Origin of the sequence: Nocardia salmonicida, from assembly GCF_036142455.1 — a bacterium.
GTDB lineage: Bacteria > Actinomycetota > Actinomycetes > Mycobacteriales > Mycobacteriaceae > Nocardia > Nocardia salmonicida.
Genome location: NZ_CP108014.1, coordinates 7,217,034 through 7,229,885, shown reverse-complemented (window position 1 = coordinate 7,229,885; position 12,852 = coordinate 7,217,034). Strand labels below are relative to the sequence as shown.

The following is a 12,852-nucleotide window of genomic DNA, read 5'->3' as shown; positions in this document are numbered from 1 at the left end:
GCCGGAAATGTCCAATGACTTACCGCGAGCACGGCCGGAAAACTCACTGGCACCGGAGGTGTACCCGTCGGTACGGTCGTAGTGTGACGTCGACTCAGCACGACCAGTCCCCGCCGGAATCCATCACGAGGGCCGGGGTCAAGGAGTGGATCGGGCTCGCCGTCCTCGCCCTGCCGACGCTGCTCATCTCGATGGACTTGAGCGTGCTCTACCTGGCGATCCCCAGCATCAGCGAAGCACTCGAACCCAGCAGTTCGCAACTGCTGTGGATTCTCGATATCTACGGCTTCCTCGTCGCCGGCTTCCTCATCACCATGGGTACCCTCGGCGACCGGATCGGCCGCCGCAAACTCCTGATGATCGGCGCGCTCGCCTTCGGCATCACCTCGGTGATCGCCGCGTACTCGGTCAGCGCGAACATGCTGATCGGCACCCGCGCACTACTCGGCATCGCGGGCGCGACGCTGATGCCGTCCACGCTGGCGCTGATCCGCAACATGTTCCACGACGACCGCCAGCGCACCGCCGCGATCAGCGTGTGGATGACCAGTTTCATGGTCGGCATGGTGATCGGACCGCTCGTCGGTGGCGCGATGCTCGAGAATTTCTGGTGGGGTTCAGTGTTCCTGGTCGCGGTGCCCGCGATGGTGTTGTTGCTGGCGACCGGCCCGTTCCTACTGCCCGAGTACAAGGACCCGAACCCGGGCAAGCTCGATATTCTCAGCGCGGTGCTGTCGCTGCTGTCGGTGATGGGTGTCATCTACGGCATCAAGGAGCTCGCCAAGGACGGCTGGTCGATCGAGGCCGTCGGCGTCCTGGTCGCCGGTCTGGTGCTCGGCACGGTGTTCGTCCTGCGCCAGAAGCGCCTGACCAACCCGCTGATCGACCTGCACCTGTTCGGCAATGTCCGGTTCAGCGGCTCGCTGGTCGCGTTGATGGTGGCCATGCTGGCGATGGGTGGGCTGTTCCTGCTGCTCTCGCAGTATCTGCAACTGGTGCTGGGCCTTTCGGCATTCGAGGCCGGATTGTGGACCGTGCCGCAGGCGGCCGCGATGGTGGTGGCGGCCGGTGTGGTGAGCGCGCTCGCGCCCAAGATCCGGCCTGCCTACCTGATGACCGGCGGTCTGATCATCGCCATGGCCGGGTACGCGCTGTTCACTCAGCTCTCCGGCAGCGACGACCTCGCGTTGATCGTCACCGGCATGGTGGTGTTCTCGCTCGGCCTGAGCCCGATGTTCGTACTCGGCCTCGACCTGATCGTCGGCGCGGTGGACCCGGAACGCGCCGGTGCCGCCTCGGCCATCTCCGAAACGGGGCAGGAACTCTCGGCCGCACTCGGCGTCGCGGTGATCGGCAGCATCGGTACGGCCGTCTACCGCGGACAGATGACAGAGCAACTGCCCGCCGGACTTCCGCCGGAGATCACGCACACCGCAGAGGACACGCTCGCGGGCGCCCTGTACGTCGCGTCAGCGCTGCCCGAACCCTTCGGCGACGAGCTGACCACGATCGCCCGCGAGGCCTACACCCATGCGCTGCAAGTGAACTCGGTGGTCGGCATCGGGCTGACCGCTGTCGCCGCCGTGCTGGTCATGACGCTGTTGCGCCAGATCCCCGCGCCGAACGAGAAGGTAGCCGACACCGACTGACCGGTGCGGTGCGGACACAACGAATCCCGCCCGGTGCTGATTCCGGGCGGGATTCGATTCTCGCTGAGTTGTCCCCTCCGCGAGGTTCGGTTCGGCCGATTCGGCCGAGGTCGTTCGCCTACTTGGCCGGGGCCGGGTTGTTCGGCATCGGGGAGTTGATCGTGGTGAAGTACTGCACGGCAGCCATGATCGCGACGGGAGCGGTGATGAAGATCTGGCCCGCCAGGGTGCCGAGCGCGCCGATGGCCATGATGCCGGCGATGCAGCCGACTGCCGCGGCCGGAATGAACGGACCGAACATGCCGACGATGGTGGCCGAGGCGATGGTGGCGCCTGCGATGCCGCCGAGAACACAACCGATCGCGCCACCGCCGAGGCCGCCGACCAGGGTCGCGATGCTGGCGCCCAGGGAGATGGTGCCGGTCATGCGGCTCCACGCGGCCTGCTCACGGTCGTACTCGCTCTTCCACGGAGCCACGTTCTCGTAAGGCAGCGCGACCGGCTTGTAGGTGGCGTGCGCCAGGTCGAACTGCGGGGTCAGCGTGGCGGTGCGGCCGGAGATGTCGGCGGCGATCGGGAAGACGAATTCGTCTACCCGGAAGGACAATTCGGTACCGGCGACGGTGGTGCCGTTGGCCGCCTTGATCTTGAATACGCCGTCCTCGACCACCATCGAGCCCGCGTCCGTACCGATGATCGTCGAGGTCTCGGTGGTCGTGGAGGTGTAGTTGATCGGCTCATCCGCCGCGGGTGCTGCGTGGCTGGTTCCGGCGGCGATGCCGAGGGCAACGCTGACGGTGGATGCCAGCAGAGCGAATTTTGTGATTTTCACGGGGGTGAACCTTTCCTCATCATGAGATGCGCGGCGCACAAGCTGTGGTCCGAACGAGATGTGACCATAGCGAGGTAAGCCTCACCTATCAAGACCTTGCTTAGGCTAACCTCCAAGACGACCCAGTTTCGCCGCGAGAGAGAACCCTGATGAGAAATCCGCGTTGGTGCGGGTGGCTTCTTGCCGCATTCGCGCTGGTCGCAGTCTGTGCTCTCAGCTTGCTGGTCGGCACGAAAGCCATTGCAATCGGCGAAGTCTGGCAGGCACTGTTCGGCACGAGCACCACCCCCGATCATGTGACCGTCACCGAGTATCGCGTGCCACGCACGCTGCTCGGACTCCTCGTCGGGCTCGCGCTCGGCGTCGCGGGCTGCTTGATGCAGGGCCTGACCCGCAACCCGCTGGCCGACCCCGGCCTGCTCGGCGTCAACGCGGGCGCGGCCTTCGCGATCACCATCGCCGTCGCGATGTTCGGCATGAGCGAGATCACGTCGTATGTCTGGTTCGGGTTCCTCGGCGCCGCCCTGGTGTCGGTGGTCGTCTACCGCGTGGGCACCGCGGGCCGATCCGGCACCGATCCGGTGCGTCTGACGCTGGCAGGTGTCGCCGCCACCGCGGTTCTCGGCGGTTTGACCAGGGGTTTGATCCTGATGCACCCCAAGGCTTTCGACGAAATGCGCCAATGGGATTCCGGCGGGCTCACCGGACGCGGATTCGAGATCCTCTACGGCGCGACCCCGTTCATCGTGGTGGGCCTGATCATCGCGGCGCTGTGCGCGCGCTCGCTCAACGCGGTGGCGCTCGGCGACGATCTTGCGCACTCGCTGGGTGTGCACGTGGGGCGCACACGCTTGTTCACCGCGCTGGCGGTGGTGTTGCTGTGCGGCACCGCGACTGCCGCGGTGGGCCCGATCGCGTTCGTCGGTCTCGCGGTTCCGCATGTGGCCCGGTGGCTGATCGGACCCGACCAGCGCTGGATCTTCGCCTATTCGCTGGTGCTGGCGCCGATCCTGGTGCTGTCGGCCGACATCGTGGGCCGCCTCATCATTCGTCCCGATGAAGTCCCCGCCGGCCTGGTCACCGCGTTCCTCGGGGCGCCGGTACTGATCTGGCTGGCTCGTCGCGCAAGAGTAGGTGCCGCCGCATGAGTTCGACGATCGATTTCGGCCGCGCGATGCTGGTGATCCGGCCGCGCGGTGCGCGTTTCTCCGCCCGCATCGGCGTGCGCACCCTCGTGGTTTGCGCTGTCCTGCTCACGATTTCGGTGGTGACGGCGGTGCTGGCACTCGGCAGCGGCGACTACCTGATCCCGCCACTGCGGGTGCTGCGCGCGCTGGTGATCGGCGACGAGCGGTTCGACCGACTGGTGGTGTGGGACTGGCGGCTGCCGCGCATCCTGCTCGCCCTGATCCTCGGCGCGGCACTGGGCGTGAGCGGCGCCATCCTCCAGTCGGTGACCCGAAATCCGCTGGGCAGCCCGGACATCGTCGGCTTCAACACCGGCGCCTACACCGGCGCGCTGATCGCCATTCTGACCCTCGGCGGTGGGCACCTGCAGACCGCGACAGGTGCGGTGATCGGCGGGCTCGGCGCCGCGTTGGTCATCCATCTACTCGCGTTTCGGCACAACGTGGCCGGGTTCCGGCTGATCATCGTCGGCATCGGCGTCAGCGCCATGCTCGCCTCGATCAACACCTGGCTGATCCTGCGCGCCGACTTGGACGCCGCGATGTCGGCGGCGGCCTGGGGCGCGGGCACGCTCAACGGACTCTCGTGGCCGCAGGTGGGTCCCGCGGTGGTGATCCTCGCGCTGCTGGCGATCGCGCTGATCCCGGCTGCCCCCCGCTTGCAGATCCTCGAACTCGGCGACGACACCGCTCGCGCGTTCGGCCTGAACGTCAGCCGGGCGATGCTGTGGCTGATCGTGCTCAGCGTCGCGTTCACCGCGGTGGCGACGGCGGTCGCGGGCCCGATCGCGTTCGTCGCCCTCGCCGCACCGCATCTGGCGCGCAGGCTGGCTCGCACACCGTCGATCGCGCTCGCGCCCTCGGCGGCGATGGGAGCGATGTTGCTGATCACCTGCGACTGGATCGCCCAGCACGCATTCGCCCCGACCACCGTGCCGGTCGGCCTCGTCACCGTCTCGGTCGGTGGCCTGTACCTGGCGTATCTGCTGGTCGCCGAGGCGCGACGGAACTAGGAAAGCGAAAAGATGAACGACACTTCACGGCTGCGCGCCGACCGGGTCCGCCTCGGCTACAAGAACACCACGATCAGCGACCAACTGTCGGTGGACATCCCGGACGGCAAGTTCACGGTGATCATCGGCCCGAACGCGTGCGGCAAGTCCACCCTGCTGCGCGCACTGGCCCGGCTGCTGACCCCCGAGTCGGGGACCGTGCTGCTCGACGACAAACCGATCAGCTCCTACCCGGCCAAGCAGGTGGCCCGGCAGATCGGTCTGCTGCCGCAGACTTCGACCGCGCCGGACGGCATCCGCGTCGCCGATCTCGTTGCGCGCGGGCGCTATCCGCATCAGACGCTGCTGCGGCAGTGGTCGAAGGCCGACGAGGAAGCCGTCGCGTCGGCGATGGCGGCGACCGGTGTCACCGAGTTGTCGGCACGGATGGTCGACGAGCTGTCGGGCGGTCAGCGCCAGCGGGTGTGGATCGCGATGGTGCTCGCTCAGGACACCCCGCTGATCCTGCTCGACGAGCCGACGACCTATCTCGATATCGCCTATCAGATCCAGCTTCTGGATCTGTGCCGGTCACTGAACCGCGAATCCGGGCGGACCGTCGTGGCCGTGCTGCACGACCTCAACCACGCGTTCCGCTACGCCGATCACCTCATCGCCATGCGCGACGGGCGGGTGGTCGCGACGGGTGCGCCCGCCGACATCGTGACCGCCGAGCTCGTCGACGAGGTCTTCTCGTTGCGGTGCCGAATCGTCGACGACCCGGAAACCGGTACGCCACTGGTAATTCCGCTGGCAGAAGACGCCGCCAAGGTGCGCTAGACCTGCGGCGATGCGGTAGCCGAACATAGGTATTCCGCAATCAGTTAAGTTAGGCTAACCTAACTAATTGTGAATGTGACGAGGGAGGGAGTTGCCGTGAACGATGGTCTCGAGTTGCCGCTGACCGGACCACAGCTCGGCATCTGGAACGCCCAGCGCTTCGATCCCGAGTCCGGGCGCTACCTGGTCGGCGAGGTCCTGGAGATCACCGGGGACGCGCCGATCGATGTCGACTCGCTGAGCGAGGCGATCCGTCGCACCGTCGCCGAGGCCGAGAACATGCGGCTGCGGTTCACCGAAACTGCCGACGGGCCCAGGCAATTCGTGAGTGATGCCGAGGCGGTGCTGCGCCCGATCGTCGATCTCCGAGCGGCGGCGGAGCCGATGGCCCTGGCCTACGAGGCTGTCGCGCTGGAGCGCGCGCAGGCCGCGCAACGGTGCCGAGGCATGGTCGACCGGCAGCTCTACAACTACACGCTGATCCGGATCTCCGACTGCGTGGTCTGGTGCGTGCAGCTCTACCACCACCTCATCGTCGACGGTTACAGCGCGGCGCTGCTCTCGCGCCGGGTCGCCGCCCACTACACCTCCCTCCGACGCGGAACACCTTCGCCGAAACAAACTTTCGGAACCATCGCCGAGCTGGTCGCCGAGGAGCAGGCCTATCGGGCCGGGCCCGAATTCGAGGCCGACCGCGCCTACTGGCGCGACCAGCTCACACCGTGGCCTGATCTCGACGGTCGCGGTCGCCACCTCGGCGGTGCGGTCGAGCGGACGATCCGCGCCGAAGCCATCCTGTCCGTCGAACTGCTGGCGGCACTGCGCGAGAGCGCCGAACGGCACGGCATCACGTGGGCCGACGCGCTCGTCGCCTGCTACGCCGCGTTCCTGCACCGCCGACTCGGCACCGCCGATGTGGTGGTCTCGATGCTGCTGATGGGCCGGGTCGGCCGCGCCGCCCTGCGCACGCCCGCCATGGCGGTGAACGTACTTCCCCTCCGGGTCACGGTGAGCGCGGGCGACCGGCTCGGCGAGCTGGGCCCCCGCATCGCCGACACCCTGCGCGAGGTCCGCAAGCACCAGCGCTACAGCGGCGACGACCTCGCCCGTGACTTCCACGGTCACGGTGCGGGCGAACTCCTGCACGGAATCGGCATCAACCTCAAGGTTTTCGACTTCACCCTCGATTTCGACGGTGCGCGTGGTGTTCTGCGCAATGTGGCAGGCGGGCCACCGGAGGATCTGGGGCTGACCGTCACTCCGCTGTCCGACGGCACGGTGCTGCTCGGATTCGAATCCGACGCGCGAACCAACGACGCGGACACGGTGCGCGGGCGGATCGCCGGGTTGGTCCGGGTGATCGAGTCTCTCACCGGGTCGGACAAGATCGCGGTGGGTGCGCTCGACCTGCTCGATCCGGCCGAGCGCACACGGTTGCTGGCCGCGCGGTCGACGGCAATGCAGCTCCCAGACAGCGAAACCCGGGCTCCTCGCGACGACGAACCGTCGGTCGCGATGGTCCCCGACGTTCTCGAACAGGTGCTCGCCGAGCAACCGGACGCCGTGGTCCTGAGTTCGGCTGAGGCCGAGTACACCGCCGCCGAACTTCGACTCAGGGTGAACCGGTTCGCGCGCTTCCTGCGCGGTGCCGGGGTCGGGCCGGATGCGATCGTCGGCCTCGCGCTCCCCCGCGAGGTGGAATTCGTTGTCGCGGTGCTCGCCGTCTGGCGGGCCGGTGGCGCCTATCTGCCCTTGGATCCGGAACATCCGGTCGCCCGGCTGCGAGCGACGATCGCGGACGCGGGCCCCGCTGTGGTGCTCAGCGCCGGTGAGTTGGCGGCCCAGCTCGGTGACGACGCCGTCGCGATCGACGACGCCGACTTCCGCGCGCGCCTCGACGATCACGCGGACGCCGACTTCGATCTCGCGGTGAGGCCCGAGCACGCGGCCTACGTCATCTACACCTCGGGCTCGACCGGTCAGCCGAAAGGTGTTGTCGTACAGCACGGGTCCGTGGCCGCGCTCGTCGCCGCGCACCGCGCCGGGATCCACAGCGCCGCCGCGCGCCGTGCGGGTGACCGTCAGCTGACCGTCGCGCACACCACCTCTTTCGCCTTCGACGCCTCGCTCGACCCACTGCTGTGGATGACGGCCGGGCATCGAATCCACGTGTACGACAGCGATACCCGACGTGACCCGGCCGCCCTGGTCGAGGCTTTCGCCCGGGACGGCATCGACGTCGTCGACGGCACTCCCTCGTTGGTCGCCGCCCTGCTCGAACACGGATTGACCAGCGAACTACCGTCGGCAGCACAGTCGAGCCCGGTCGGCCGGAAGTCGGCGACAGCGCGCCCGCCGCTGACGCTGGTGATCGGCGGGGATGCCTGCTCGGCGGAGCTATGGGGCGCGATCGATCGTGGCGGGTTCGCGGCGGTCAATCTGTACGGCCCCACCGAGGCGACGGTGGATGCGATCGGGGCGCCGATCGACAGCGCTGGCCCACGGATCGGGATGCCGGTCGCGGGCTCGCGGGCTCACCTGTTGGACAATGGATTACAGATCGTGGCCGACGGGCAGGTGGGCGAGCTGTATCTCGCCGGTCCGCAGATCTCGCGAGGCTATCTCGGCCGGTTCGCCACTACCGCACAGTCTTTCGTCGCCGATCCGTATGGTCCGCCGGGAGCGCGGATGTACCGCACCGGCGACCGGGCGCGCTGGGTTCCCGGGCTCGGCTACGAATACCTGGGCCGGGTCGACAACCAGGTGAAGATCCGCGGCCACCGCGTCGAACTCGGTGATGTGGCGGCGGCACTCGACGGTCTGCCCGAGATCCGCACCGCGGCAGCCGATATCCGCGATATCGCCGGGCGCCCCACCCTGATCGGCTACGTCGTCGCCGCGACCGACGACCTCGATACCTCGGCCGCACGCACCCGCCTGGCCGACCTGGTCCCCGAGCACATGGTGCCGGCACGACTCGTCGTCCTCGACGCCCTGCCCACCACGGTCAACGGCAAACTCGACCGCTCGGCGCTACCGGACCCCGCGACCGACGAGTCCGAACGCGCACCGGCCACTGCTACCGAACACGCTGTCCACCAAGCGATCTCAAGCACCCTTGGCCTCGACGCCGTCAGCATGGACGACGACTTCTTCGCCGTCGGCGGCGACAGCATCACCGCCATCACCGTCAGCAGCGGCCTGCGCGCCAAGGGCCTCACCCTCCTCCCCCAGCAACTGCTGACCCGGCGCAGCCTCGCCGCGCTGGCCGCGGAGGCGGCCCCCGAGCCGCAACATCCCACGACCGCCGTGGGATTCGAGTCGGCAGCCGCTGTCTCGTCGTCACTCCCGACAGCGCCCGGTCGCCTGATCGCAGCGCTCGCGCAGAGCGACGTGGACGAGTTCAGCGCTACCTACGGATCGGTCGCCGACGTGCTCCCGCTGTCCCCCTTGCAGGAGGGATTGCTGTTCCACGCGCTGCGCGACGGCGCCGCCGACGTGTACACGATGACGGCCCGGTTCAGCCTCGACGGCGTCGTCGATCCGGAGCGGATGGGTGCGGCGTTCGCGAGCATGCTGCGGCGGCATCCGAACCTCGGCGCGGCGTTCAACTATGAACAGTTCGACCAGCCGGTGCAGATCGTTCCGCGGACACCGGGGGTCTCGTGGCAGGTCGAGGATCTGCGTGAGACACCTGATCCCGAAGCGCGAGCACGGCTTTCGGTGCGGCGCGCCGGCTCCGAACCGTTCGACATCGATCAACCGCCGCTGATCCGCGGCCTCCTGATCCGCCTCACCGACACCTCGCACTGGCTGGTCCTGATCGCCCATCACCTCCTGGCCGACGGCTGGTCGGTACCGACGATGGTCCGGGAAACCCTCGCCCTCTACACCGGCGAGACCCTCTCGACCCCCGCCTACTTCGGCGACTACCTCACCTGGCTCGCCACCCGCGACACCACAGCGACCCTGCACTGGTGGACCGAAAACCTCACCGGCCTGCGCGCGCCGACCCTGCTCGCCGCCACCCCTACGGAGCCGACCACGAACGGCGTGGGAGCACCGCGCTCGGCGGATTCGACGACGGCCCAGCCACAGCGTCCAGTCGGACTTCGGGTTCCGCTGACCGCCGACGTGGCGACGGCCTTGGCCGAGAACTCCCGGCGGCACGGGCTGACCATGAATACCGTGCTGCAGGGCGCGTGGGCGATGGTGCTCGCGGATCACTTCGGGCGGACCGATGTGGTGTTCGGGACCGTGGTGTCCGGGCGTCCCGCCGATCTCGCCGGGGTCGGCGGGATGGTCGGTTTGTTCAGCAATACCGTGCCCGTGCGGGTATTGCTGGGGACCGGTCGGCCGGTGGCCGAGCAGTTCGGAGAGTTGCAGCAGACCTCGTTCGACGGCCAGGCTCGGGGATACCTCGGATTGGCCACCATCGAGCGGGCGCTGGGCATCGGGCGATTGTTCGATTCGCTCGTCGTGTTCCAGAACTTCCCGAAAGCCGGTCTGTTGCAGCCGGATCCCGGCGGGGTTCAGGTGGTGGACGTCGATGTGGACGGGCTGACGGACTTCCCGGTCACGGTGACCGCGTTGCCCGGCGCCGAGTTCGCGTTGATGTTGCACCACGACGCGGCCGCGGTGCCGGGCCAGGTCGCCACGCGGCTGAGTGAACGCCTCGGCGCCGTATTGTCCACGCTGGCCGCCGATCTCGATAGGTCCGTCGAGGAAGCCATGGCCGCCGCGATGCCGTCGGAAACACACGGCCGGACGCTGGCCGACTGGTCGGTGACGGCGACGATCTCGGCCGATGCTCCGGCCGTCACCGCGAACGGCGTGACGATCTCGTTCGGTGAATTCGACAGCCGGGTCCGTCGGCTCGCGCGCTGGCTCATCGACGAGGGTATCCGGCCCGAAACTGTTGTCGCGGTGGCGATGACGCGTGGCATCGAGTCGATCGTCGCCGCGCATGCGGTGTGCCGGGCCGGCGGGGTCTACCTGCCGCTGGATCCGCGCAGTCCCGCGCAGCGTGCCGACAGGATCCTCGGAACATCCCGCACGGCGCTGGTTCTCACGACCGCGGCCGACGGCTTCGCGACCGATCGCGCACCCGTGGCGCGAGTCGACGCAGTGGATCTGTCCGGTTACGCCGATACCCCGGTCTCCGACCTCGAGCGACTCGCGCCACTGCTTCCCCGCAATGCCGCGTACCTGCTGTTCACCTCGGGCTCCACCGGCGAGCCCAAGGGCGTGAGCGTCTCGCACGAGGCCATCGTCAACACCTTCGAGTGGATGCAGCGACGACACCGGTTCGGCGCGGGCGACACCGTCTTGTACCGCACCGCGGCGACGTTCGACGCCTCCCTGCTAGAGCTGTTCCTGCCGCTGCTGGTCGGTGCGCGCGTCGTCGCAGCGCCGGTGTCGGGTCGACTCGACCGCGACCCGCACTACCTGGCCGAACTGATGGCCACCGAGCGGGTCGGGATGGTCCAGCTCACCTCGTCGATGCTCACCGTGCTCGCCGAGGAGGCCGACCTGAGCGGCTGCACCGCGCTGCGCTGCGTGATCACCGGCGGCGAACCGCTGCCGCCGCCGACCGCGGCGCGGATCAGAGCGCTCACCGGCGCCCGCGTCCACAATCTGTACGGACCCACCGAGGCCGCGGTGTGCATCACCCACCACGAGACCTCCGACGCCGACCGCGGCAATGTCCCGATCGGCCTGCCCGCCGCCGGTGCCGATGTGCGTGTTCTCGACACCCAGCTGCGCCAGGTTGCGGTCGGCGTGATCGGCGAGTTGTACCTCACGGGAAAGCAATTGGCGCGCGGATACCTCGCCCGCCCGGCCCGGACCGCGGGTTCGTTCGTCGCCGACCCGCTGGGACACGGCGAACGCATGTACCGCACCGGCGATCTCGTGAGCTGGGGCCCGCAGGGCGAACTCGACTACGTGGGCCGCGCCGACAGCCAGGTGAAGCTACGCGGTCAACGCATCGAACTCGGCGAAATCGAGGCAGCCCTGCTGAGCTGCCCCGGCGTCGCCCACTCGGCGGTGATCCTGCGCGAAGACACCCCCGGCGATCAACGCCTCGCCGCCTACCTGGTGGCCAAGGCGGACACCGACATCGACATCGCCGCGGTCCGTTCCGGCTTGCAGGCACGGGTGCCCGCCTACATGGTCCCGGCCGCGTTCGTCGTCCTCGACCACATCCCCCGCACGACCAGCGAGAAGATCGACCGCAAGGCCCTGCCGGTCCCGACCTATGACAAGGCCGGCGGCTCCCACTTCGCGGTCGGCACCGCGCCGGCGACCGGTAGCGGCCCGCACCGGGGCGCCGAGCTGATCAGCGCCATTCGTTCGGCGATGGCAGCCGTCCTGTCCATCACCGACATCGGCACCGACGCCGACTTCTTCGAGGCAGGCGGCCACTCCCTGACCGCCGTCCGCGTGATGGGCAGGCTCCGACGGGCAGGTCTCGCGGTCGTCCTCGACGACGTCTTCGAGGCACCGACCCCCCGGGCGCTCGCCGATCGGATCGCTCAGAGCGACAATGCCTCTCGCACGACTTCCCGGGCACAGGACGCGAAGGCCGACAACGCCTGGGGCTCTCGACTCGATCATGTCCTCGAACTCCGCACCGCCGGATCGCGCGAGCCACTGTTCTGCGTTCACCCGGTCGGCGGTACCGCCTGGCAGTTCGGCCCTCTCGCGAAACTGCTGCGAGCCGACCGCCCGATCGTCGGCCTACAGCTCCCGACGCTGAGCGACACCACCTTCCGTGCCGAGACCATCGACGACCTGGCCGTGTACTACGTGGCCACCGTCCGCCGAATCCAACCGCACGGCCCCTACCACCTGCTCGGTTACTCCCTCGGCGGCACCGTCGCCCACGCCATGGCCGCCGCACTGACCGCGGCGGGCGAGCAGGTCGCCTTCACCGGACTGGTCGACGCGTTCGCCCTGTCCGATCTCACCGAACAGGCGACCCACGCCCTCACCGACCCCGCCGATCTGGACCGGCTGTTGCCCGACATCCCGGACGACGCACCAGAACTGGCGACGAAACTCCGCGATGCCGCGACCACCCTGCTCGGCATGGTCACCGCGTCCACCGCGGCCGACTACGACGGCCCGATGGCGCTCTACGCCGCCGACACCGGAACCACACCGGGCCGCACCGAGGCGCAACTGGCGGGCTGGCAGTCCGCACAGGCCCGGCTCGTGGTGCGCCGACTGCCTTACTCCCACTTCGAGATCGTCTCGCCCGCCGGCTGGGCCGAGGTCGCGGCACTTCTCGACACAGACCCGGTGATCGGCGGCTGAGCATACAGCGCACCGCTTTTCACCGTTCGAAA

The 12,852-nt window shown here is 68.5% G+C and carries 6 protein-coding genes; 5 read left to right on the top strand and 1 reads right to left on the bottom strand.

The window, feature by feature from the left end; genetic code table 11:
• Nucleotides 1–83 precede the first annotated feature (83 nt).
• Nucleotides 84–1,649 (top strand): MFS transporter, encoded by a 1,566-nt coding sequence (locus OHS03_RS33675; protein ID WP_328659586.1) that lies wholly within the window; start codon nucleotides 84–86, stop codon nucleotides 1,647–1,649.
• Between the two features lie 118 nt (nucleotides 1,650–1,767).
• Here OHS03_RS33675 and OHS03_RS33670 read toward each other — a convergent pair whose 3' ends face one another.
• Nucleotides 1,768–2,481 carry a DUF8020 domain-containing protein gene (locus tag OHS03_RS33670; protein ID WP_056817989.1) on the bottom strand — a complete coding sequence of 238 codons (714 nt, stop codon included), beginning with the start codon at nucleotides 2,479–2,481 and terminating at the stop codon, nucleotides 1,768–1,770.
• Nucleotides 2,482–2,630: 149 nt separating this feature from the next.
• Between OHS03_RS33670 and OHS03_RS33665 the strand changes: the two genes are divergently transcribed.
• From OHS03_RS33665 to OHS03_RS33650, 4 genes are all read left to right on the top strand, one after another.
• Nucleotides 2,631–3,629, top strand: a complete 999-nt coding sequence (locus OHS03_RS33665; protein ID WP_328659584.1) for an iron chelate uptake ABC transporter family permease subunit — start codon at nucleotides 2,631–2,633, stop codon at nucleotides 3,627–3,629.
• Nucleotides 3,626–4,681, top strand: a complete 1,056-nt coding sequence (locus tag OHS03_RS33660; protein WP_056817993.1) for a FecCD family ABC transporter permease — start codon at nucleotides 3,626–3,628, stop codon at nucleotides 4,679–4,681. Before OHS03_RS33665 ends, OHS03_RS33660 begins: the two co-directional genes overlap by 4 nt.
• 12 nt (nucleotides 4,682–4,693) lie before the next feature.
• The gene (locus OHS03_RS33655) at nucleotides 4,694–5,500 is read left to right on the top strand and encodes an ABC transporter ATP-binding protein (protein WP_328659582.1); all 807 of its coding nucleotides are present in this window, start codon (nucleotides 4,694–4,696) and stop codon (nucleotides 5,498–5,500) included.
• Nucleotides 5,501–5,596: 96 nt separating this feature from the next.
• Complete coding sequence (locus OHS03_RS33650; protein WP_328659580.1) at nucleotides 5,597–12,820, top strand: non-ribosomal peptide synthetase; 7,224 nt, start codon at nucleotides 5,597–5,599, stop codon at nucleotides 12,818–12,820.
• The last annotated feature ends 32 nt before the right edge of the window (nucleotides 12,821–12,852 follow it).